At 62.4% G+C, this 23,080-nt stretch carries 21 protein-coding genes, 1 tRNA gene and 2 pseudogenes; 12 read left to right on the plus strand and 12 right to left on the minus strand.

Annotated features, from left to right (window positions below; genetic code table 11):
- Nucleotides 1-155: 155 nt before the first annotated feature.
- The 4 genes and pseudogenes from XH79_RS21025 to XH79_RS21040 form a co-directional block, all read right to left on the minus strand.
- Nucleotides 156-3,260, minus strand: a complete 3,105-nt coding sequence (locus XH79_RS21025; RefSeq protein WP_271526574.1) for an efflux RND transporter permease subunit — start codon at nt 3,258-3,260, stop codon at nt 156-158.
- 583 nt (nt 3,261-3,843) lie between these two features.
- A pseudogene (locus XH79_RS21030) lies at nt 3,844-4,520 on the minus strand (4-phosphopantoate--beta-alanine ligase).
- A 33-nt stretch (nt 4,521-4,553) separates the two neighbouring features.
- Nucleotides 4,554-4,727: pseudogene (locus tag XH79_RS21035) on the minus strand (3-methyl-2-oxobutanoate hydroxymethyltransferase); the annotation flags it as partial.
- Between the two features lie 358 nt (nt 4,728-5,085).
- The gene (locus XH79_RS21040) at nt 5,086-5,358 is read right to left on the minus strand and encodes a hypothetical protein (RefSeq protein ID WP_271582776.1); all 273 of its coding nucleotides are present in this window, start codon (nt 5,356-5,358) and stop codon (nt 5,086-5,088) included.
- Nucleotides 5,359-6,948: 1,590 nt separating this feature from the next.
- Between XH79_RS21040 and XH79_RS21045 the strand changes: the two genes are divergently transcribed.
- Nucleotides 6,949-7,389 (plus strand): Lrp/AsnC family transcriptional regulator, encoded by a 441-nt coding sequence (locus tag XH79_RS21045; protein ID WP_271526575.1) that lies wholly within the window; start codon nt 6,949-6,951, stop codon nt 7,387-7,389.
- 879 nt (nt 7,390-8,268) lie between these two features.
- Nucleotides 8,269-9,525, plus strand: a complete 1,257-nt coding sequence (locus XH79_RS21050) for a hypothetical protein (protein ID WP_271582777.1) — start codon at nt 8,269-8,271, stop codon at nt 9,523-9,525.
- 8 nt (nt 9,526-9,533) lie between these two features.
- Here XH79_RS21050 and XH79_RS21055 read toward each other — a convergent pair whose 3' ends face one another.
- Complete coding sequence (locus XH79_RS21055) at nt 9,534-9,761, minus strand: hypothetical protein (protein ID WP_271526577.1); 228 nt, start codon at nt 9,759-9,761, stop codon at nt 9,534-9,536.
- A 73-nt stretch (nt 9,762-9,834) separates the two neighbouring features.
- Nucleotides 9,835-9,911, minus strand: a tRNA-Pro gene (locus XH79_RS21060).
- Between the two features lie 68 nt (nt 9,912-9,979).
- Here XH79_RS21060 and XH79_RS21065 point away from each other — a divergent pair.
- The 6 genes from XH79_RS21065 to XH79_RS21090 all read left to right on the plus strand — a co-directional run bounded on the left by XH79_RS21065 (nt 9,980) and on the right by XH79_RS21090 (nt 15,768).
- A complete protein-coding gene (locus tag XH79_RS21065) occupies nt 9,980-10,969 on the plus strand; it encodes an L-threonylcarbamoyladenylate synthase (RefSeq protein WP_271582778.1) in 990 nt (329 codons plus the stop codon).
- A gap of 23 nt (nt 10,970-10,992) precedes the next feature.
- Entirely contained in the window at nt 10,993-12,420 is a 1,428-nt protein-coding gene (locus XH79_RS21070; RefSeq protein ID WP_271582809.1) for an FAD-binding oxidoreductase, read from the plus strand.
- Nucleotides 12,421-12,428: 8 nt separating this feature from the next.
- Nucleotides 12,429-12,863: a GNAT family acetyltransferase gene (locus tag XH79_RS21075; protein ID WP_271582779.1), complete on the plus strand. Its 435-nt coding sequence runs from the start codon at nt 12,429-12,431 to the stop codon at nt 12,861-12,863.
- A 9-nt stretch (nt 12,864-12,872) separates the two neighbouring features.
- Nucleotides 12,873-13,454, plus strand: a complete 582-nt coding sequence (locus XH79_RS21080) for an NUDIX domain-containing protein (protein ID WP_271582780.1) — start codon at nt 12,873-12,875, stop codon at nt 13,452-13,454.
- A gap of 155 nt (nt 13,455-13,609) precedes the next feature.
- Nucleotides 13,610-14,539: a glycine/sarcosine/betaine reductase selenoprotein B family protein gene (locus XH79_RS21085; RefSeq protein WP_271582781.1), complete on the plus strand. Its 930-nt coding sequence runs from the start codon at nt 13,610-13,612 to the stop codon at nt 14,537-14,539.
- A gap of 35 nt (nt 14,540-14,574) precedes the next feature.
- A complete protein-coding gene (locus XH79_RS21090) occupies nt 14,575-15,768 on the plus strand; it encodes a CaiB/BaiF CoA transferase family protein (protein WP_271582782.1) in 1,194 nt (397 codons plus the stop codon).
- 110 nt (nt 15,769-15,878) lie between these two features.
- Here XH79_RS21090 and XH79_RS21095 read toward each other — a convergent pair whose 3' ends face one another.
- Nucleotides 15,879-16,640 carry an SOS response-associated peptidase gene (locus XH79_RS21095; RefSeq protein ID WP_271582783.1) on the minus strand — a complete coding sequence of 254 codons (762 nt, stop codon included), beginning with the start codon at nt 16,638-16,640 and terminating at the stop codon, nt 15,879-15,881.
- Between the two features lie 63 nt (nt 16,641-16,703).
- Here XH79_RS21095 and XH79_RS21100 point away from each other — a divergent pair, with 63 nt between their 5' ends.
- The 4 genes from XH79_RS21100 (at nt 16,704) to XH79_RS21115 (ending at nt 18,539) form a co-directional block, all read left to right on the plus strand.
- Nucleotides 16,704-17,204 (plus strand): hypothetical protein, encoded by a 501-nt coding sequence (locus tag XH79_RS21100; protein WP_212347888.1) that lies wholly within the window; start codon nt 16,704-16,706, stop codon nt 17,202-17,204.
- A gap of 4 nt (nt 17,205-17,208) precedes the next feature.
- Nucleotides 17,209-17,643 carry an NUDIX hydrolase gene (locus tag XH79_RS21105; RefSeq protein ID WP_271582784.1) on the plus strand — a complete coding sequence of 145 codons (435 nt, stop codon included), beginning with the start codon at nt 17,209-17,211 and terminating at the stop codon, nt 17,641-17,643.
- A gap of 45 nt (nt 17,644-17,688) precedes the next feature.
- Entirely contained in the window at nt 17,689-18,066 is a 378-nt protein-coding gene (locus tag XH79_RS21110) for a TIGR02301 family protein (RefSeq protein ID WP_271582810.1), read from the plus strand.
- Between the two features lie 206 nt (nt 18,067-18,272).
- On the plus strand, nt 18,273-18,539 hold the full coding sequence (locus XH79_RS21115) for a hypothetical protein (RefSeq protein WP_018648760.1): 267 nt from the start codon (nt 18,273-18,275) through the stop codon (nt 18,537-18,539).
- 222 nt (nt 18,540-18,761) lie between these two features.
- On the opposite strand, the gene XH79_RS21120 is transcribed toward XH79_RS21115, so the two are convergent.
- From XH79_RS21120 to XH79_RS21140, 5 genes are all read right to left on the minus strand, one after another.
- Entirely contained in the window at nt 18,762-19,082 is a 321-nt protein-coding gene (locus XH79_RS21120; RefSeq protein WP_212347879.1) for a cupredoxin domain-containing protein, read from the minus strand.
- 10 nt (nt 19,083-19,092) lie between these two features.
- Nucleotides 19,093-19,623: a DUF4142 domain-containing protein gene (locus XH79_RS21125; protein ID WP_271582785.1), complete on the minus strand. Its 531-nt coding sequence runs from the start codon at nt 19,621-19,623 to the stop codon at nt 19,093-19,095.
- Between the two features lie 91 nt (nt 19,624-19,714).
- Nucleotides 19,715-20,422: an RNA polymerase sigma factor gene (locus XH79_RS21130; protein WP_271582786.1), complete on the minus strand. Its 708-nt coding sequence runs from the start codon at nt 20,420-20,422 to the stop codon at nt 19,715-19,717.
- A gap of 260 nt (nt 20,423-20,682) precedes the next feature.
- A complete protein-coding gene (locus tag XH79_RS21135; RefSeq protein ID WP_271582787.1) occupies nt 20,683-21,552 on the minus strand; it encodes a sulfurtransferase in 870 nt (289 codons plus the stop codon).
- A gap of 181 nt (nt 21,553-21,733) precedes the next feature.
- Nucleotides 21,734-23,068, minus strand: a complete 1,335-nt coding sequence (locus XH79_RS21140) for a dihydroorotase (protein ID WP_271582788.1) — start codon at nt 23,066-23,068, stop codon at nt 21,734-21,736.
- Nucleotides 23,069-23,080: the final 12 nt, after the last annotated feature.

Raw genomic sequence — 23,080 nt, forward strand, 5'->3', positions numbered from 1 at the left:
AGCGGAGCGGCCGGGGATCACCGATGTGTTCTTCCGAGCCCCCGATAGCCGCCAAGCTCGGCACCACGGGCGTGAAGATCTCAATGCGTAACGGAGCGTGAAGCGATCGCAGGCTCCCTCGCTCGCCACTGAGCGAACCTGGGTTGAATTTATCGTCATTGCTTGGCCAGCTGGGAATCAGCAGCGACGGTGAGGCCGAGCTCGGCGGCGTTCTTCGCGCGGCCGGAGCTCGCATCGGCGCGGTGGTCGGACGCGAACACGACATAGACCGCCGGCAGCACGAAAAGCGTGAACAGCGTGCCGACAGTCATGCCAGCGACGAGCACAAGCCCAATCGAGAAGCGGCTCGCGGCGCCAGCTCCCGTTGCAGTCAACAAGGGTATGAAGCCCGTGACCATTGCCGCCGTAGTCATCAAGATTGGACGCAGTCGGACGCGCGCCGCCATCTCTATAGCCGAGCGACGGTCAAGTCTCTCCTTGAGCTGCAGCTCATTGGCGAACCCAACCATTAGGATGCCGTGCTTGGAAATCAACCCAACCAGTGTCAACAGTCCGACCTCGGTGTAGATGTTCATAGTTGCCCAGCCCAAAAATGGCGGGATCAAGGCGCCCACGATTGCCATCGGTACGCTGATCATGATGATGAGAGGATCGCGCAGACTTTCAAACTGCGCCGCAAGCACCAAGAATATGATGATGATTGCAAATGCAAAGGTAATCGCCAGTTGGTTACCCTCGTACACGTATTGGCGGGCGTCGGCCAGAAAGTCGTGGCTGAAGCCTGCGGGCAGTTTCTTTGCCTCGGCTTCCAGGAAGTCCACAGCCTGACCGATCGTGACGCCAGGCATCGGCACGGCCTGAAAGGTCGCGCAGTTGAGCTGATTGTAGTGGGTGAGAGCGTTCGGATCGGTCGCAGTCTCGATGGAGACTATGGTAGACAGCGGGAGCATCGAGCCCGTCGCAGTCTTCACATAATAGCTCCCGATTGCTTGCGGCGCCAGGCGTTCCTCACGTGGGACCTGCGGGATCACCTGGTAGGAACGACCCTGCAAATTGAAGCGATTGACGTAGTTTCCGCCAAGTAAGGTGGCGAGCGCGCTACCGATAGTCTGCATGGTGATGCCAAGCTCGTTGGCCTTGGACCGATCAACCTTGATTCGTACCACCGGCTGGTTGAACTCGAGGTCGGAGTCGCTCACCATGAACAGACCGCTCTTGCGCGCGACATCCTTCAGTTTCGACATCTGCTCGTAAACGGATTGGAAGCCAGCCGTCGAATTAATCACCATCTGCACTGGTAGGCCACCCGAACCGCCCGGAAGCGGAGGCAAGCTAAAGGCAAACGCGTTAATGCCTTCGATTTTAGATAGCTCGGCCTGAACAAGTGATTTTAGTACAATCGATGATCGCTTGCGCTCGTCCCACGGCTTGAGCAACATGCCGGCCATGCCACTCTGCTGGCCGCTGATGCCATTGAGCACGAAGCTCAAGTCACTCTCTGGAAATTTCTTGAACGCGTTTTCAAGTTTGGTGCCGTAATAGTCGAGGTAGTCGATATTGGCGTATTTCGGGGCCTTCGTTAGCGCGAATACGATACCTTGATCCTCCTCCGGCGCGAGCTCCTTGGAAATATTCATATATAGAAAACCGACAAGGCCTAACATGGTCAGCGCAAAGAGGCCGGTAATTGGGCGATAGTCGAGCGAGCGGTCGAGCTTGCGGCCGTACCATCGTGTTATGGCGCCGAACCCGCGGTTCACAAGCCTTGCAAATCGGCCCCCCTCGGCGCGCCTCAGGAAGAGCGAGCACATCATGGGCGACAGCGTCAAAGCGATCACGCCCGACACGATCACAGCTCCCGCCAGCGTAAACGCGAATTCGCGGAACAGCGCACCGGTGAGGCCGCCGAGAAACCCGATCGGGGCATATACCGCAGCCAAGGTGATCGTCATGGAGATAACGGGACCGACGATCTCGCGCGCCCCCCTTGTAGCAGCCAGTAGAGGCGTCGCACCTTCTTCTAAATGGCGATGAATGTTCTCCACCACCACGATCGCGTCGTCGACCACGAGACCGATCGCGAGAACCATCGCAAGGAGAGTCAGGAGATTGAATGAAAACCCCAGCGCGAGCATCATGCTGCAGACACCCACGAGCGACAACGGAATAGTGACTACAGGAATGATGACCGACCGCAGTGAGGCCAGGAACAGAAAGATCACGATCACCACGACCGCGACAGCCTCAATGAGCGTCTTCTCCACTTCATCGATCGATGATTGAATAAACTGGGTGGAGTCGTAGGCCACTTTCATTCTCAGCGACGGCGGCAGGTTACGCTCCATTTCTGGAAACAGCGCTCGGACGCCTCGCACTATGTTTAGCGGATTGCCTTGCGGGCTCGCCTGCACGCCGATGAAGACCGCGTGCTCGCCGTTCATCGCGACGCTAGTGTCTGTCGTCTGCGCGGCAAGCTCGATTACCGCAATGTCTTCCATGCGCACAAAGCCACCGTCATTGGCTTTGACGATCATCCGCTTGAAATCATCCACACTCCGCAGATCCGTATTTGCCGTAACATCGGAGATAGTGAAATAGCCCTTGGCCTGGCCGGCCGCGGCCTGGAAGTTGTTGGCGGCGATTGCAGCCGAAACCTCAGCCGGCGACACGCCATGCCCAGCCATTTTCGCAGGATCGAGCCACAACCGCATTGCAAAACTCTGGGCGCCCAGGATGTCTGCCGCTGCAACCCCGTCGACGGTTGAGATAACCGGTTGCACGACCCGCGAGAGGTAGTCGGTTATCGCGCTGGCCGCCAGCTCCTCGCTGGAGAAAGCGATATACATGACAGCAGTGGTCTGACCGCTCGACTTCGTGACCACCGGATCGTTTGATTCCTTCGGGATCAGGTATTTGACTGAGTTGACCTTCGAGAGCACCTCCGTGAGCGCTTCGTTGGGATCGAAATTCAGTTTGATGTAGACTTGGATCGTCGAGGCACCAAGCACAGACGAGGAACTGATGTAGTCGACGCCTTCGGCGGACGCGACTGCTTGCTCCAGGGGAGTGGTGATGAACCCCTGGATCGTGTCGGCAGAGGCGCCAGGATAGACAGTCGTGATATTGATGACCGTATTGGATAGCTTCGGATATTGCCGGATCGGCAGTAGGGTGGCGGCGCGCAAGCCGATCAGCAAGATCAGAAGACTGACGACGATTGACAATACCGGACGTTTGATGAAAAGCGCGGTAAATGCCATGTCGACTCGTATTTCCGGAGTGGGATGTAAATTTGCCAGCAACTTACTATGGCAATGATCGGCAACGCGGCGACTGTGCTAGAGCCCCAGCTACGAAGTCCCTGCCCTTTTTGCGTGCACTCGGCCAAAGATTCGAACCAAGATGTTCGTCTTAACAACTGATTGGAACGCAACGACTTCTAGCAAGGCGTTAGTTCAGGCTTCGCACTGTCCCGCAGACCGAACGATCCAGGTTCGACATCGAAAGTACAAACGATCTGACCGGTGCTCAACTCTACAAAGGTAAGTGGGTGATATAGCATCGGCTGCAAAGCACTATACCAAGGTTTGTCGAATTGGCCGGTGATCTCCGTCGCAAGACTTGCGGGTTGCCGGACACACAGTTCACGGCCCTACATATTCCGTGGGCACGCGATATCGCTTCGCTACTCGCCGAACAAAGTCCTCTCGGAGCTCGCCCTCTGCTGCCAGCTCGATACACCTCTCAGAATAGTGCCTGAACGTTTCTGTCAGCTGACTAAGCTGTGCGCGGCTTGGCCACGCCTTGCGCTACCGAGTTTGCAACGCCAGGATTACTTGTCGATCAGCGCGTTGAGCCAACGTAGGCGGCCGCACATAGCATCGCGGGGAGCCGCAGTGGACTGTCGGCGGCTTTGGGCGTGTCACCGTCGATACTGCAGTCTGTCACCCCCCTCTAAATGCGCCATGCGGCCGCAAATCAGCTTTTCTACGTTGCGCTGTCCCGACCGAAAATCATCGAGCGCTGCGGATAGTCCCTGGTTGATCGCTAGAGCCTGCTGACGTTCTCTCTTACTGAGATAGCGGTTGCGACTACTCATGGCGAGCCCATCCTTTCGCGAACCGTTTGGTACGGTGATGATCTCGATAGGGAGATTGAGATCAACCACCATACGACTCACGACTGTGCAATGCTGACAATCCTTCGGGCCAAAAGACGACGTCAGGCTGCACCATGTTGAACAACTTGCATACGACAGTCGCGACACCGTCAAAATGTCCAGGCCTCAAGGCTCCGCACAGAGGTCTCGCGAGGTCGCCAGGTTCAACAAAGGTTTCGAAATTGCTCGGATAGACTTCCTGTGACGACGCTCACATCGCATTTCGCCTGGCTTGCCGCAATCAGCGCCAGGTGGCCATCGTGGGGATAGCCCATCGTCGGCACGAATCCGACCCGTTGATCGCACTGCGGGATTTTGTGAGAGTGCGGCGAAGTTCAGCGACGCTCGTGATTGTTTGCATGTCGAGCTCAATATTAAATTGAGTTGGACGGGGCCAGTTTGCAATAGCCTCGCCGACGCCTTTGGAAAGCCGATAGGACTCCTGCGGTTGCGGGAATGCACCACGGCGGACATCCGCTGCTCAGCGCGAAAGCGCATCATGCAACTGCTGAAAGCCTTCCGTACAGGCGCGGACGAATTTGGGGCGATGACCTTCAGTTAGGCCCAGCTGCGATCTGTTTACCTGTGCTGCGCTGTCGTCGCAACGCTCCGACTTCTGCGCAGGGGACAGGCAAGATTTGGCTTAAATGAAAGAGGTCTTGTGGAGCGATCTCGTTCCATCCACGCCTTCCTGGCGGAACACTTGACCTCTTGGCGATGGCCTTCGCCGAAAATATTGAACTGGAGCGCGCTGCAGCCTTCGTCAGGTCACCTACGATCAAGCTTGGCACCACGGCGTTTCGGCGTCAGTGGCTCATTCTTATGGGTGTCCATTCGATCCTCAAGGGGTAGGCTAAAGTTTCGACAAGTTCAGCTTCCTCGTTCAAGATCGGACGGGCACCTACTGAAGCTCACATCTTGTGGTCTCAAAAACATGCTACCCGAACGGGCTCCACCCCATGTGGCGCCTCTAGAACCGCGCGTATGCGCGCAGCGATCTGCTGTGCTTCCTTCGGCTGCATGTTTGGATTCATGCAATCGAGTATGGCTAGCATTGCCTGAACTTCCTCAATGTTAAATGTGGCGGCCTTGCGATCTGATAGTCCCAGCGACTGATCGGCGGCACGGGCCTGATTGGCTGCAAGCACCGCAAGCGCTTGCGATCGCAGGGACGTGATATGCCGCTCGAACATATGCATTCGTTGGCCTGGAGCTACTCTGTGTGCATGGCGTCGCAAGCGCTGGTGGCCAACCCCGGTCACGAAGACTGGGGCTGGCCACCTTTGCTCCCATGAGGCTCAAATTCTCAAGGGCTACAATGTTGTATCTTCGAAGAAGTACCCAGGGCACCTACCAAAATCGGTCGGTCCCATCCTCGTCGGCGACTCTCTAAGCTGAGTCTTTGCCGTAAACAATTGAAGACACAGGTGACCAGACACGCGTGCCTCGCATAAACAAGAATCACAAGCCAAACGCACATGAGAGACGCAAGAATGTTGGCGGAGTAAATCCAGACGGAGCGTAATAGAAAGCACCCCATTGCGACCGCGAAGGAGTACCTCGTTGAAGAATCGGCGACGCTGTCGGCGTGGTCGTCGCCACGGATGGCGCACACAATTGCAACAAGGCAACAGGGGACGGGATTCAGCTAGGCAATCTCCTTCCGTTTCAGAGTGTTGGCGATGTTGATCGGAAGCAGTGCGGGCGCGACTCGACGTCGTTTGTTGCGCTGGAGCAGACGCTGTCCCTACCCCGCCCGAACTTAGCAAAACTTGACTCGGCGCTTATACCCCACGGATACGCAGGGGCAGCGCACTGTCCCTGCCGCCCAGCTAGCTGCCCCAAGCTCACCTTTAACGGTGGCAAGAAACTGATCAGGAGCTTATCGCTCGCAAGACGAGCGAAATCGCCAGAATGAGAACTAACCCGTGAGTCGGAAGCTGTGCGAACGCCGCTCGGCGCCTGACGGCCTGGGCGGCATCATGAGGCACTATCCCTGCCGCATCCGAACGGCAATGCTTAACGGAAGCGTAACTCGGCACATGGTGGTCCTTCAGCTCATGCGCTGTCCCTGCCACGCCCCCGTTAAACAAACGATTCTTTATCGGGGCTGGCTTACCGAAAGCTGACGGACCTGCGCGGCAATTTACAAAACGGAAAGCGGCCCATGTGGCCGCTTGCCGTCGAGAGCAATATCGACGTTTACGTCTCAGACAATAGCCATTCGGCGCGCTTGCGATCAGCGGCAGCCGCTCGGGGCTACGCGCCGGATTGGCGCGCAGCCAATCCACTGGACATTTATGACTGATTGACCTCACGGGCTCCCCGGCTCGTGGACCGTGTGGGACTGGCCATTCGGATCGCGCATCAGTTGCTTTCGAACCGTCGCGCCGCTTACCGGGTCGCGCTCCACGCAAGTTTCTCGTATCCAAGACGATTGTGTCCGTTGCGTCAAATGCGTTACCAAGCTCCATCAGGCGCATCAGCCGGTAAGGCGTAAAAACTGGACCCGATTCGTGGAATTCAACCAGAAAGCAGCGCGGATGCGACTCGGCGCCTATGTCCACCCGGGGAGGATCGACAAATGCGCTATCTCTGCCGCATCCGCTTCGCCGGACAGCCAGGGGCGACGTGACTCGGCACCCTCATTGGAGCAAGGAAGGCGCTGTCCCTATCACGTGCCGCTGGCTCAGTAGTCAGCCTCGGGGATCACAAGGCTACCCACCCGGCTTTCCCGTGAGGCCCCTCGCCTCTGGGTACTGGGCACTTTAGCGAGAGTGCGGGCTCGAGTGACCTACCAGCATTGGTGGTCATACACACCAATCGAGAAACTGTTGGTCAAACTTGAAGACCGTCGGCAGATTGTCGGCCTGCGCGTCATGGCATTCATCCAGGTGACGTTGGAAAAACACGTGCAGAGTGTCCGCGACGGCTTTGCGACTGAAGTCGGCCGCATCGCCGAAATCATGGACTGCTATCTCAAGGTCGGAGATCAGGATTATCTGTTGCGTGCCATTGTGTCCGACGTCTCCGACCTCGAAAATCTGATTGCACGCATATCCCGGATCGCCGGCGTCGCGAGCATCCGCTCTGGTCTCGCGGTGCGCAACGTCTCCAGCCGGCGAGCACTGCCGCTCGATGTATCCAGGCCGATCCAGGTAAAGTCGCCGTCGGCCGACTCGGAACGACATCGCCCATCCCTACATCGCCACCTACAAGCCCTCGCCTGACAAGCGACCACAGGATCGTCGTACAATTTACGGCCCGGACTGTGGCAACCGATCGCCACGCACATTGCGGGCTTATGGTGCCCTCGGAGGGTGGATTCATTTGCTCGCCGCGACTGCCCGCCTCTGCGACCTCACCGCCATGCTGCGGCCGGAGGCGGAACGACAGACCTTTGATAGCCAGGTGGACACTGGAGCAAATCAATAGCCTGCGGCGACGGGCATAACAGATTGCCCGTTTTGCTCGCTCTTGTATCCTAATCTACGACGAGCACGTGATCGGCCTGTACCATCGGATTTCCGCGCTGTATTGAATGGGTGAAGGTACAGAAACAAAGGATAAGGTCGACACCCGGTCCGGTCGTGTAACGTCCGATTCCAAATAATTTCGCACGAGACCCGTTTTGTTCTCGAAAAGCGGCTCGCCCAAGCGATTGATCGAGAAGGGCTTTTATGGTGGGCGCACCAGGGCCCGAACCTGGGACCCGCTGATTAAGAGTCCGAAATTGTCCGATTTGCACTCGGAAGCCACCGATTGCCGCATCAACGAGATGCAGCGCTTCTCGAAGAGCAGATTTCGCATACACCTTGAAACCCATCGGCCGATCCAAAGGCCTGGAGCACTCACGAGCACCGCGTTCAAGATATGCCAAAGCGCAAGATCGACAAACTCGCTCGCGCGAAAGCACGGCCCGATCCTGCCCAATGGGACGAGGACGAAGTGATGACTCTCGTCGAGGCCGCTGTCGTATTCTTTCCCCACGGTCCATTGACTTTGTCTTCGTTGCGCAGGGCCGCAGCCGCTGGGACTCTTGAAATCGCCAAAGTGGCAGGCAAAGATTTGACCACACCTCGCGCCATCCGCAAATTGGTCAAGCCATCATGCCGGGCCGTAAAGCCAAGCCCCCACGCCTCTGGTTCCGAGAGGATGATGAAATCTGGATCATCCTCGACCGTGGCCGGCAAATCCGCACAGGCTGCGGCCGCGACGACATTGACGGCGCTGCGAAGGCGCTCGAAAACTACATCGGCGAGCGGCATACCAGCACAATCGGCGCGACCGACCCCGGCGTACTCGCCATAGCTGACGTCCTCACCGCTTACGAAATTTCAAAGCGTCCTAAGGACAAAAGTGACCAGCGGGCATGGGCCCAGCACGACCTGCTGCTCATTCGTTTGCTAGATCTCAATAACTTCTTTGGCGACAAGACGGTCGGCGAACTCAAGGCTCGGCTTTGCCGCGATTTCGTAGACTGGTCTACGGGCACGCCGAACGACAACAACAGGAAAGCCGGCATCAAGCCCCGCCACGGTACGGTCTCGGACCAGACCGCGCGACGTCGACTTGAGGACTTGCGGGCTGCAATTAACGCGTATCACGCGGAACACACGCTTAGGGTGGTGCCAAAGATCACTCTGCCAACAAAGGCGGAGGGGCGTCACCGATGGTTGACACGCAATGAAGCCGCCCGCTTGCTCGGCGCTGCGATTGGCTACGTGTGGGACAACGAGCGGGGCACCTGGAAACGCAGGGAAGATGGCAAGCTCATGAGACGTGAGCGATGGATTATCCGTCGGCGCTATCCGGCTGCGCGCTTCACTCTGGTTGGCATGTACAGCGCCCGCCGCGAAGAGACGATCCGCCGAACACAGTGGCTGCCGACAACGACCCATCCCTGGATGAATCTGGACGCGATGGTGTACCAGGGCAAGGGGGCTTTGGAACGGTCAACCAAGAAGCGACGCCCGCCCGCAAAGATTGCCAGCCGGCTACGCCCTCACTTGGTCCGTTGGCGGAAGATCGACCAGACGCGCTCGTCCGAGCTGCGAGCGGCGGGCCTTTTGAAGGATGGCGATCAGATTCGCTTCGTCGTCAACCGCATGCACGATGGCCAGCCGCTTGCTGGCAAGATCAGATCGGCTTGGGAGGGGATCCTGGAGGATGCCGGGCTAGGCGATGACGTGGTTCGCCACTCCTTGCGCCACACCGCGGCCACCTGGCTGATGCAGGCAGGTGTCGATATGTGGGAAGCCGCTGGCTGGCTCGGTATGACCGTGGAGCAGCTCGAGGCCAACTACGGCCATCACCATCCAGATTTCCAGGAAGAGGCCGCAGAGGCGTTTGGGGGAAAGCGCTGAGCTGAACCCTATTCGCCGCGGGCTATTCGTGCCCGGAGGTCAGCCAGAATAAGCTCGTAGGTCCGGAGGGAGGACTTGTGGTGCTTGACCATGTCCTGCGTGACGTCCCGCCAAGGCCCGTTTCCTTCGCGTTCCCCGATTGTCATTTTCCCGGCTTCCAGCGGCGCAAGATCGTCCCGGATCTGCTTTATCTGCTCCTCGACGCCCTTGGCGAAAGCCTTGAGATCGACGGGCATGGCTGCCGTGCCTCAAATCATTGCGCATTTCATTGCGCCCGAAAAACACAGAAACTATAAGTACTTGAAATGATGGTCGGAGTGGCAGGATTCGAACCTGCGACCCCTGCGTCCCGAACGCAGTGCTCTACCGGGCTGAGCCACACTCCGACAAGAAGGCGGCTTATAGCGTCGGGTTTGGCGCACCGCAAGCGGCCGAGATGAGGAATTTTGTCCCTGTGAAAACGGGTCTTGAAACGCTGATTTTACCGGCCGGCGAGGCCGCCGCCGGGGCCGCCGCCCGGACGCTTGCGGCCGGCGGGCTGGTCGCGTTCCCGACCGAGACGGTCTACGGGCTCGGCGCGGACGCCGCCAACGCCAGTGCGGTCGCCCATATCTACAGCGCCAAGGGACGGCCCGCCTTCAATCCGCTGATCGCGCATGTCGCGGACATCGCCGCTGCGCGCCGGATCGGCCGGTTCGACGCGCGCGCCTTGAAGCTTGCGGAGGCATTCTGGCCGGGGCCGCTGACCCTGGTGGTGCCGAAGACGGAGGACTGCCCGGTCGCAGACCTCGCCACTGCAGGCCTCGACACCGTCGCGATCCGCATCCCCGCCCACCCGGTGGCGCAGGCGATCCTGCGCGCCTTTGGCGGGGCGGTGGTGGCGCCGTCGGCCAACATCTCGGGCCACGTCTCGCCGACGCTGGCCGCGCATGTCGAAAGCGATCTTGCCGGGCGGATTGACCTGATCGTCGACGGCGGGCCGGTCGACGTCGGCGTCGAATCGACGATCGTCGGCTGCTTCGAGGCGCCGATGCTGCTCCGCCCCGGCGGGTTGTCGCGCGAGCGAATCGAGGCCGTGCTCGGCGCTCCTCTGGCGCGGCCGCCTGTGGAGGCCGGCAGCGACGACAGCCAGCCGCTGGCGCCGGGCATGCTGGCCTCGCATTACGCGCCGCGCGCCAATGTGCGGCTCCGCGCGCAGGACGTTGCGCCGGGCGAAGCGCTGCTGGCATTCGGGCCTTCGCGCCTGCCCGGCGTTGATGCTGCCTCAGTCGTCATGAATTTGTCGCCCGCCGGTGATCTCGATGAAGCCGCCGCCAACCTGTTCGGCTATCTTCGCAGCCTGGATGCGAAGGCGCCGACGGCGATCGCGGTGATGCCGATTCCCGAGGAAGGCTTGGGCGAGGCGATCAATGACCGGCTGCGCCGGGCGGCCGTGGCGCGCTAGAAGGCGGAATGAAAGAAGACGAGATGAACATCAATAAATCTGCCACGCCTCCGCTTGCGCCCGAGCTGATCGAACAATTCCGCAAGATCGTCGGCGAGCGCCACGGGATCACCGATGCGACCGACATCGAGCCTTACGTCACCGAGGAGCGCAATCTGTTCCACGGCCGCTCGCCGCTGGTGCTGCGCCCGGGCTCGACGGCGGAAGTCTCCGCAATCTGCAAGCTCGCGTCCGAACACAGAATCGCGCTGGTGCCGCAGGGCGGCAACACCGGGCTCGTCGGCGGCCAGACGCCGCACAATGGCGAAGTCGTGGTGTCGCTACGCCGGCTCGACAAGATCCGCGAGGTCGACACCGCCTCCAACACCATGACGGTCGAAGCCGGCGTGGTGCTGCAGGTCGCGCAAGCGAAGGCGTCCGACGTAGACCGGCTGTTTCCGCTGTCGCTCGGCGCCGAAGGCAGCTGCACCATCGGCGGCAACCTCTCGACCAATGCCGGCGGCACCGCCGCGCTCGCCTATGGCGTCGCGCGCGAGATGGCGCTGGGGCTCGAGGTCGTGCTCGCCGACGGGCGCGTGCTCAACGTGCTGTCGAAGCTGAAGAAGGACAACACCGGCTACAATCTGCACAACCTCTTCATCGGCGCGGAAGGCACGCTCGGCATCATCACGGCGGCCACGCTCAAACTGTTTCCGAAGCCGCGGGCGGTCGAGACCGCCTATGTCGGGCTGAAGTCGCCCGCGGCCGCCTTGAAGCTGCTGACGGTCGCGCAGGGCGAAGCCGCCAACGCGCTGACGAGTTTTGAATTGCTGTCGGAGATGGCGGTCGATTTCTCGGTCCGCCACGGCATCGACGTGCGCGATCCGTTGGCCGAAAAGCATCCCTGGTACGTGCTGATGGAATTGTCATCGCCCGGCGACGACGCCCGCACGCCGCTGGAGACGATCCTGACCCGTGCCATGGAAGAAGAAATCGTCGACGACGCCGTGATCGCGGCCAGCCTCGCCCAGCGCAACAATTTCTGGAAGCTGCGCGAGGAAATGTCGGCGGCGCAGAAGCCGGAGGGCGGCTCGATCAAGCACGACATCTCCGTGCCGGTCGCTGCAGTGCCCGCCTTCATCGAGGAAGCCAACGCCGCGGTGGTGAAGCTGATCCCGGGCGCGCGGCCGGTGCCGTTCGGCCATCTCGGCGACGGCAATCTGCACTACAATATCAGCCAGCCGATCGGCGCCAACACCGCGGATTACCTGGCGCGCTGGCACGAGATGAACGCCGTGGTGTTCGAGATCGTGCTGCGCATGGGCGGCTCGATCTCGGCCGAGCACGGCATCGGCGTGCTCAAGCGCGACGAGCTGCCCGAGGTGAAGGACAAGACCGCGATCGAGCTGATGCGGTCGATCAAGGCGATGCTCGATCCGCTCGGCATCATGAATCCGGGGAAGGTGCTGTGAGCGTGTCTATGACCATCGATGCAATCAAGGATGCCGATGTCGAGAAGGTCGTCGCGCTGTGGCAGCGCTGCGGCCTGACGCGTCCCTGGAACGACCCGCATGCCGACATCGCGCTGGCGCGGCGGCGGGAGAACTCCACCGTGCTGGTCGGCCGCGATGGCAGCGCGGTCGTCGCGTCCGTCATGGTCGGCCATGACGGCCACCGCGGCTGGGTCTATTACGTCGCGGTCGATCCTGACAGCCGGAAGCGCGGCTATGGCCGCATCATCATGGCGGCGGCGGAGGACTGGCTGCGCGCGGCCGGAATTTCGAAGCTCCAGCTCCTGGTCCGGCGCGAGAACGCGCCAGCCAATGCGTTCTATGGCTCGCTGGGTTTCGAGCTGTCCACCTCGGTGATGTTCCAGAAGTGGCTCGACGGCCGCGAGTCCATGCCAAGCAACTGAGATCCAGCCATGACCATTTCCGACCGCGTCCGCATCAAGGAGGTCCGCGTGCTCTCGGACAACTGGACGCCGCTCAAGACCACGACGTTCGAGTACCGGCGCGCGGATGGTGCGTGGCAGACGCAGCACCGCGAGACCTATGAGCGCGACAACGCCGCCGCCGTGCTGCCCTACAACCTTGCCAGCCGCACCGTGATCCTGGTGCGCCAATTCCGCCTGCCGGCCTTCATCCGCGGCTACGACGATCTCCTGATCGAGGCCGCCGCCGGCGTGCTGGACAATGCTTCGCCAGAGGAGCGCATCCGCGCCGAGGCGGAGGAGGAAACCGGCTATCGCCTGCATCACGTCCACAAGGTGTTCGAGGCCTTCATGAGCCCCGGCGCCGTCACCGAGAAGCTGCATTTCTTCGTCGCCGAATACGAGCCGGAGATGCGGGTGAGCGACGGCGGCGGCCTGGAACACGAGGGCGAGGACATCGAGGTGCTGGAGCTCGGGATTGACGAGGCACTTGCGATGATCGCCGACGGCCGCATCATCGACGCCAAGGCGATCATGCTGCTCCAATACGTGGCGCTGCATATTTTCAGGTGACGCGCTTACCCTCCCCTGGAGGGCGAGGGTAAGAGGCACCGTCGGCGCCGCATCATCCTCATTCTGCAATTCTGTCCCGCGTCGCCGCTCTCCCCGTTGAGCAACCCCGAAACTAGCTCTAGTCTGTCGCCAACCAAGAACCAGGAGACGCGCCCATGTCCGCTCCGCGCGACGACGAATTCGGCTTTGCGGCCGACTATGACTCCCCCGTCCCCTACATGCAGCGCACGCGCGATTATTACGCGGCGATCGGCTACACCACGCCGTATCGCTGGGCGCATTACACCGAGGTACCGTTCCAGCCGCTGAAGAAGCCGCTGGCAAACTCGCGTGTCACCATCATCACCACCGCTGCACCCTTCGATCCCACCAAGGGCGACCAGGGGCCGGGCGCGGCCTATAACGGCAGCGCGAAATTCTACCAGGTCTATGACGGCGACACGTCGCAAGAGCACGACCTGCGCATCTCCCACATCGGCTACGACCGCAAGCACACCTCGGCGACCGACAGCGGCACCTGGTTTCCGCTGCCGCAGCTGTTGAAGGCGTCGGCAGCCGGACGCATCGGCGAGGTGGCCCCGCGCTTCTTCGGCGCGCCGACCAATCGCAGCCACCGCGTCACCATCGATACCGACGCACCGGAGATTCTGACGCGCTGCCTGGCAGACAAGGTCGATGTCGCCATGCTGGTGCCGAACTGCCCGGTCTGCCACCAGACCACCGCGCTGGTGGCGCGGCACCTCGAGCGGAACGGCATTCCGACCGTGATCATGGGCTGCGCCAAGGACATCATCGAGCACGCCGCCGTGCCGCGGTTTTTATTCAGCGACTTCCCGCTCGGCAATTCCGCCGGCAAGCCGCACGACGTCGCCTCGCAGGCGCAGACGCTGGAGCTGGCCTTGAGGCTGCTGGAGACCGCGAGCGGCCCGCAGACCACGATGCAATCGCCGCTGCGCTGGAGCGAGGACGCCTCCTGGAAGCTCGACTACAACAACGTCGCGCAGCTCTCAGCCGAAGAGCTGGCGCGCCGCCGCGCCGAATTCGACAAGCAGAAGGAGATCGCGCGCGGCAACCGCGCCGCCTGACGTCCTCCAATAACAATAATCATCGGGAGAGAGACGTGACGCGACCGTTCGAGGGCGTGAAGGTCCTGGACTTCACGCAAGTGCTGGCCGGCCCCTATGCGAGCTACCAGCTCGCGCTGCTCGGTGCCGACGTCATCAAGGTCGAGCGGCGCGAGGGCGAGGACATGCGCCGCACGCCGCTCTCCCGCGAATGGGCCGAGCGCGGGCTGGCGCCGGCATTCCAGGCCATCAACGGCAACAAGCGCAGCCTGACGCTCGACCTGCAGAAGCCAGATGCGATCGCGATCGTGAAGAAGCTCGCCGAGACGGTCGACGTCGTCATGGAAAACTTCCGTCCGGGCGTGATGGACAAGCTCGGCATCGGCTATGAGGCGCTGTCCGCGATCAATCCAAAGCTGATCTATTGCGCGGTATCAGGCTTCGGCCAGACCGGCCCGGACCGCCTGCGGCCCGGCTATGACGGCAAGATGCAGGCGCTGTCAGGCATCATGGCGATCACCGGCCATCCCGAGACCGGGCCGACGCGCGCCGGCTTTGCGGTGTGCGACGTGCTCTCGGGCGCCACCGCCGCATTCGGCGTGTCGAGCGCGCTGTACCAGCGCGACCGCACCGGCAAGGGACAGCTCATCGACGTCTCCATGCTGGAGGCCACGATGGCGTTCCTCTCGGGCCAGATAGCGGACTGGTCGGTCGCCGGCCATCGTCAGCAGCTCTCGGGCAACCAGGCGGTGAGCCGCAGGACCACCGCGAACCTGTTCAAATGCGGCGACGGTCACATCCTGCTCGCCGTCAACAACGAGAAGCAGTACCGCGCGCTGATGTCCACGCTCGGCCGCGAGGACACGCTGAGCGATCCGCGCTTTGCCGACTGGTTTTCGCGCAACGAGAACGAGCCGGCGCTGCGCGCCATCATCGAGGCGGCGCTGGCGAAACGGCCCGCGCGCGAATGGGAGACGATTTTGGAAGACGCCGGCGCCCCCTGTGCCAGCATCTGGAAGGTCGAGGAGGTCATCGACCATCCGCAAGTGAAGGCCCGCGGCGCGATCCAGGAGCTCGACACGCCCTATGGCCGACTGCGCTTTGCCGGCAGCGGGTTCAAGCTGGCCCATGGCGGCGGCAGGCTGGATCGCATGGCGCCGGAGCTGGGGGCGGATACGGATGCGGTGCTTGGCGAGTTGGGGTTCGATGCGGAGGAGATTACGGCGCTGAGGGCGAGGGAGATCGTTTAAGACTCCGCCGCCGTAGGGTGGGCAAAGCGAAGCGTGCCCACCCTTGCGCGTTACGGAGAGAGATCGTGGGCACGGCGCGTTGCGCCTTTGCCCACCCTACGGAAGCGCGCCTAGAATAACGATCCCTGCCCGTCATCCGCCGGGCTAGCCGCAACCTTCCGCACCCTCTTCGGCTTCGCCGCCTCTGCCTCCGCCTCCATCTCCTCCGCACTGATCGGCAAGAGCAGTTGCTCGTCGTCATTGGCGACGCGGTTGACGCGAGTGGAGACGGGATGCCAGGCGAACTCGCCGATGCGCGGGGGCCTCATCAGCGGCAGGATCGCATCGACCTCGTCGCCGCGATGATCGAGCCAGCGCTCGAAATCGCGCGAGCTGATGGTGACGGGCACGCGGTCATGCAGCGCGGCGAGGTCCTCGCCCGCCGCCGCGGTGACGATCGCGACCGTGTCGAGCTCCTCGCCGTTCGGTCCGACCCAGGTCTCGAACACCGCGGCAAAGCCGAGCGGCTCGCCATCGGCACGGTGGATGAAGAAGGGCTGCTTGCGGCCGCCTTCCGACTTCCACTCGTAATAGCCGTCGGCCGGGATCAGGCCGCGCCGACGGCGTATAGCTTTCTTGAAGGCGGGCTTCTCCAGCACCGTCTCCGAGCGGGCGTTGATCAGCAAGGTAAATCCGCGGGGGTCCTTGACCCAGCTCGGCAACAGGCCCCAGCGCATCAGGCGAAAATGGCGCGTGCCGTTCTCGATCAGCACGACCGGAATCGGTTGCGTCGGGGCGACATTGTACCGGGGCGGGAAATTCGGCTGCTCGACATAGCCGAACAGTTGCCGCAAAGCCGCGGGGGCCGAAGTTATGACGAAGCGTCCACACATCCTTGGGCGTCTATATAGGGTCCGTTCAGGTCCTTTTAACCCCGAACGTTAACACTGCGGCAGATGAGCTCAATGGCCTCCCAACCCGCGCGGACGCAAGCACAGACGGGCCCCGAGGCTGCGGCCTGGGCCGAACGGCTGCGCGTGGCCAACATCAACCCGCGGACTGGGCTTGCCACTGACTATCTCAACCATTTCAATGAAGCCGTGATGCTGCTCGAAATGGTCCCCGATATGCCGGAATGCGCCGAAGACTTCCTGACCTGGACGCCGCTGTCCTATGCCGAGCATTTCACGGCGTCGAACTTCAAGGCGCGGGATCTCGCCATCGAGGCCTATGAGAAGGCCGATCCGAACGTGCGCGCCCAGTTCGACCACATCACGGACACCATGACCTCGATCCTGACCGCGGTCGGATCGGCCATGCGCGAGGTCGAGAAGGACACCACCCGCGTTCGCCTCGCCGAGCAGGCCACGCTCTGGGTCAAGCCGCTGATCGCGGCCTGCGGCGGCATCATCAATGGCGGCGCCGAGGCCGACGTCGACACCATCATGGCGAACTAGCGCCATGTCCGCGGTCGTCCAGCCCAGCCATCCCCAGATCGCGGTCAGCGCCGCAATTTTCCGCAACGACAAGGTGCTGCTGACCCGCCGCGCCCGCTCGCCGGCCAAAGGGTTCTATTCGCTGCCCGGCGGCCGGGTCGAGTTCGGCGAATCGCTGCACCAGGCGCTCAAGCGCGAGGTCGACGAGGAGACGGGGCTCGACATCGAGATCGTCAGCCTCGCCGGCTGGCGCGAGGTGCTGCCGGCCGCGCCCGGCGCCGGCCACTATCTGATCATGTCCTTTGCCGCCCGCTGGGCCGCCCGGGAGCCGGTCCTGAACGACGAGCTGGACGATTACCGCTGGATCGCCCCGGACGCCCTGGCGAGCCTCGGCGACCTCAAGCTGACCGGGGGGCTCGAGGAGGTCATCCTGTCCGCCCACCGGCTGATCCGGGCCTGACGGCCCGCCTTGCGCCCGCCGTCCCGAGGGGGCATACAGCCGCCGATGTCGACGCGATTTCTGGCCATTTTTGCCCTGATTGTCGCCTGCGCCTGCGGCCCCGCCCGGGCCCAGGACGTGGCGGCGCCGTTTGACGGCGAACTGCAGCGGCTGGCCGAGATCCTCGGCGGGCTGCATTATCTGCGCGGCATCTGCGGATCCAACGAAGGCAACAAATGGCGCAGCGAGATGCAGGCGCTGATCGATGCCGAAACCCCGTCCGGAGAGCGCCGCACCCGCATGATCGCCGGCTTCAACCGCGGCTATAACGGCTTCCAGCAGACCTACCGGAGCTGCACGCCGGCCGCGACGGTGGCGATCCGCCGCTATATCGAGGAAGGCTCGAAGATCTCGCGCGATCTGACGGCGCGCTACGCGAACTAGCTTCCCTCGTCATTCCGGGCTCGCGCTGCGCGCGCCCCGGAATGACGAGGGAGGATCGACGTAACGGCCCGCCCGGAACCCTGTCATCGAGTTTGTTCACAGCCGTTAACCGTTCCTAAAGATGTAGCCTAGCGGGCATTAACACCCGTGCTACACCTCTCGTGCAGCGCATCGCCGTGGACGCGCCCCAGCCCTGATCGAGTTTCATGAGCCAGCCGATTTCATACGCCCCCGACCGTGCGCCGCTGCCCGATCACGAGCAGAAGCAGGCAGCCCTGAGCTATCTCAACGAGGCCTGGGCCGAGGCGCGCCATGACGGCGTCGATGGTGATTGCCTGGCGCAGGCGAGCCTGTTCGCCGCATTCGCCGAACTCGTCGGCACCTATGGCGAGGATGCGGTGGCAAAATTCGTCGAGGGTTTTCCGGGCCGTATCCGCAACGGCGAATTCTCCGTCGACATCTCCCGGCAATAAGCACACTCCGAAAATGACCCCGCCACGCGGGCGGGGCCAGTTGACGGATGAATGACTTTGCGACGAGGTCTTGACTACAAGGTCTTGACTACAAGGTCTTGACGACAAGGTCGCGAAGTCTGCCGCCTTTATCGCACGGAAGCCGTCTCCCGCGGACAAGCATTAGTCTCGCGATGAGCGGGAGATGTTCCCGACGGAGTCGGGAATGCGCTCCCTCCTGCGTCACGGCTCGATCTTGAGCGTCGCTTTCATGTTGGGATGATAGCGACAGTAGTACTCGACCGTTCCCGCCGTCTTCAGCACTGACGTCGCCGACTTCTTCGGCGGCAGCGTCACGTCGAAATCGCCGTTCTTCGCAGTGGCGGTGTGGGCGAAGACGTCCTTGTTGATCCAGGTGATGGTATCGCCGACCTTCGCCGATACCTCGGCCGGAGCGATCACGAGATTCTCCATCGTGATCTCTATCGTCGCGGCGCGCGCCGGGACTGATATCGACAGGAAGACGACCGCAAGCGCGATCGAAGCGAGGCGTCCCGGCATCATCCCACCCTTTTTATTTTAGCTCGGCCGCGACATGCTCGGCGTGCTGCTGATGGCCCTGAAAGATCTTCAGGCCGGTCTGCAACAGGCTCTTCAGCTCGGCATTGCTGGCAGACGGAATGAGCTGGGTCTCCAGCGCGCCGTTGACCGCCTTGTGGTAGGCGACCTCGTTCGCGACATAGGCCTTGTCGAACGCTGCGCCGCTCAGCTTGTCGAGCTCGGCCAGCTTGTCGCTCGCCTGCTTCGACAGCGCCTTGCTGGTGTCGTTGTCTTCAGGGGTGACGTTCAGCTTCTTGACCAGCGCCAGCGCCTGCTTGTTGACCGCCTCATGGTCGCGCAGCATATCCTCGGCAAACGCCTTGACGTCCTTGTTCTTCGCTTTCTTCTGCGCTTGCTTGGCGGCGTTGATGTCGATCACGCCGGCGGTGTAGGCGATATGGGCGATCTGCGGATCGGTCGGCTTGTCGGCGGCGCTGGCGCCTTGCAGCCCGGGACTCGACAACAAAATTGCTGCGGCGGCCGCCGCGCTCCAACGGATGAACATGGTTTAACGCTCCTGTGCTGCCGGACGTTTCGCCGGCGCGTTGCTTCACAGGAATTGGATGGGCGTTTCGCGCAAACGTTCCCGAAAAATTTCAGCCGCCGACGCCGAGCCGCTTCAGCACCGCTTCGGTCAGGCGCTCGCAACGCCAGCCCGCAAACGGAAAGGCATCCATCATCACCGGGCCGATCTCTTTCTCGACATTCTCGCGCAGCATGGTGCGGGCGCGGTGCAGCCGCGTCTTCACGGTCTCGGGCTTCACGGCGAGCAGATCGGCGGTTTCCTCGATGCTCATGCCCTCCATGACGCGTGCGACGAACACCATGCGGAAAACGTCCGGCAACTCGTCGATGGCGCGTTCGACGACGCGCTGGATTTCACGTTGGGCCATGGTCCTTTCCGGATCGCCTGCGGGAGAGACGGGAAATTTGATGATCTGCGCCTCGAGCGCGGCTTCGGACACCGCGCCGAGCTCGACATGCGGCCTCGCGCTGCGCGACCGGCCAAGCGCCTCGTTGATGGCGATGCGCGACAGCCAGGTCGACAGGCCGGACTCGCCCCGGAAGCCGTCGAGATGGGTGAAGGCGCGCACATAGGTTTCCTGCACCACGTCCTCGGCTTCGCTGTCGCTACGCAGAATTGCGCGCGCGAGGCGATATAGCCTGCGGTTGTTGACCCGCATGATCTCGCGCAGCGCGGCCTCGTCACGGGCCCGCGCGCGGTCGATCAGCTGGGCTTCCAATGACCGGATTTCTGATGCCTTGGCGTTCGGTGCCTTGGCGCCGGCTGCGGTCCGTTGCATGGCGGTCACCTGCTTGTCTCCGTTGGCCTCGGACATTGGATGCAGGCCGGCGCCAAAAGGTTCCCAGTTTTCTTGCCCGGATCTTACCCTCCCCTGGAGGGACCCTGGAGGGGGAGGGTCGCTTCGCATGGAGCGAGAGCGCAATGCGAAGCGGGGTGGGGTGATCTCTCCACACCGGCACCGCCAACGGCGAGAGACTGTCACCCCACCCCGCTCGCGCTGTGCGCGATCGACCCTCCCCCTCCAGGGGAGGGTAAGATCTAATCCGTCTCGATCGGCAGCGACGGGTCCCTCGCCCATTCGCCCATGGAGCCGTCGTACAGCGTCAGCTTGTCGTAGCCGAGCTGGGTCAGCAGCAAGAGGTTGATCGTCGCCGAGATGCCGCCGCCACAATAGCAGATCACGGTCTTGTCGCGCGTGACGCCCTGGGCCGCGAACTTTGCTTCCGCATCCGCAAGATTCGTCAGCGTCTTGTCGGCATTGACGAGCGTTGGCGCAGGCACGTTGATGCTGCCCGGCACGCGGCCCGGCCGGCCGTAGCGGCTCGGCTCGAGGCCTTGGTGATATTGCGGCAAGAGCGCGTTGACGATGACCGTCGAGGGATCACCGATCCGCGCCTTCACGGTGTCCTTGTCCACGAAAAAGCCCGCGCGGGGCGCGGCCTTGAAGGTCGTGGCCGGGTAGCCCTTCGGTGCGCCCGTCTCGATCGGCCGCCCCTCCTCTTTCCATTTGTCGAGGCCGCCGTCGAGCACGCGGGCATCGACGCCGAGCGAGCGCAGCATCCACCAGAACCGCGTCGACCACATCATGGTGCCGATGCTGTAGAGCACGATGGTCTTGGACGCATCGAGGCCGTAGCGGCCGAACGCGGCCTCGAGCTGGGCCGCGTCAGGCATCATGTAGAGCGGTCGCGCGGAGGTGTCGGAGAACTCGCCTTGCAGGTCGAGGAAATCGGCGCCGGGAATGTGGCCGGCTGCGAACGTCTTGTCGCCGGGCACCGCGCGATAAGGCACGTCGCTGCCGGGCGGCACCGGCTCGTTGTAGGTCGTGCAATCGTAGAGGCGGAGGTTGGGATCGCCGAGCATGGCGGCGAGTTGCTCGGTGGTGATGAGGGGTGTCGGTTGGGACATGCAATGACCTCTCCAACGTCGTCCTGGCGAAAGCCAGGACCCATTACCACCGCATTATCTGGCTGCGGGCAAGTGTGGCCACCAGTCTTCGCGACAATATCCGGTCGGGGTTATGGGTCCTGGCTTTCGCCAGGACGACACCGAACATGAGGCGTGTTTGTGCCGCCAAACGACCAAAGCCCTACGGCTTCAACGTCTCCAAAAACCGCACCGGCTCGCCTTGCGACGGCGTCACCAGCTCGCCCTGCCACATCACGCGGCGGCCGCGGATGAAGGTGCCGACGGGCCAGCCCGTCACGCGAACGCCGTCGTAAGGGGTCCAGCCGGCCTTGGACGCCACCCATTTGTTGGTGATGGTCTCGCTGCGCTTGAGGTCGACAACGGTGAAATCGGCGTCGTAGCCGGCGGCGATGCGGCCCTTGCAGACCATGTTGTAGAGGCGCGCCGGGCCCGCGCTGGTGAGATCGACGAACCGAGCCAGCGACAGCCGACCGGCGTTGACGTGATCGAGCATCAGCGGCACCAGCGTCTGCACGCCGGTCATGCCGGAGGGCGAGGCCGGATAGGTCTTCTGCTTCTCTTCCAGCGTATGCGGCGCATGGTCGGAGCCGAGCACGTCGATGATGCCCTGCTCGATGCCGCGCCAGATGCCGGCGCGGTGATCTGCGCCGCGCACCGGCGGGTTCATCTGCGCGAGCGTGCCGAGCCGCTCGTAGCATTTGGGCGCGACCAGGGTGAGATGGTGCGGCGTCGCCTCGCATGAGGCGACGTCCTTGTGGTCGCGCAGAAACTCGATCTCTTCCTTGGTCGAGATGTGCAGCACATGGATGCGCTTGCCCGTCTCGCGCGCGAGCTTGACCAGGCGCTGCGTCGCCATCAGCGCCGCGGTCTCGTCGCGCCAGACCGGATGCGAGCGCGTGTCGCCCTCGATGCGTAGCGGCTTGCGCTCGTTGAGGCGGTATTCGTCCTCGGCATGGAAGGCGGCGCGGCGGCGGATCACCTGGAAGATGCGGCGCAGGCTCTCGTCGTCCTCCACCAGCAACGCGCCGGTGGACGAGCCGATGAACACCTTCACACCGGCGCAGCCGGGCGCGCGCTCCAGCACCGGCAGATCCTGCACGTTCTCGCGGGTGCCGCCGATGAAAAAGGCGAAATCGCAATGCATGCGGTGATGGGCGCGCTTCACCTTATCGGTGAAGGTGGCCTCGGTCACCGTCAATGGAGACGTGTTCGGCATCTCGAACACGGCGGTGACGCCGCCCATCACGGCGCTGCGCGAACCGGTCTCGAGGTCTTCCTTCTGCTCCAGCCCGGGCTCGCGGAAATGCACCTGCGTATCCATGACGCCAGGCAGGATGTGGAGGCCCTTGCAGTCGATCACCTCCGCCGCGGACGCTTGCGATAGCGCGCCGATTTCGGCGATCCGGCCGTTCGCGATGCCGATGTCACGCTGGCCCTCGCCGTCCTGGTTGACGACGGTGCCGCCTTTTAGGATCACATCGAAACGCTGGGTCATGGGGCCTCTCTC

It is taken from the genome of Bradyrhizobium sp. CCBAU 45389 (assembly GCF_028128625.1).
In the GTDB taxonomy this organism is placed as follows: domain Bacteria; phylum Pseudomonadota; class Alphaproteobacteria; order Rhizobiales; family Xanthobacteraceae; genus Bradyrhizobium; species Bradyrhizobium liaoningense_B.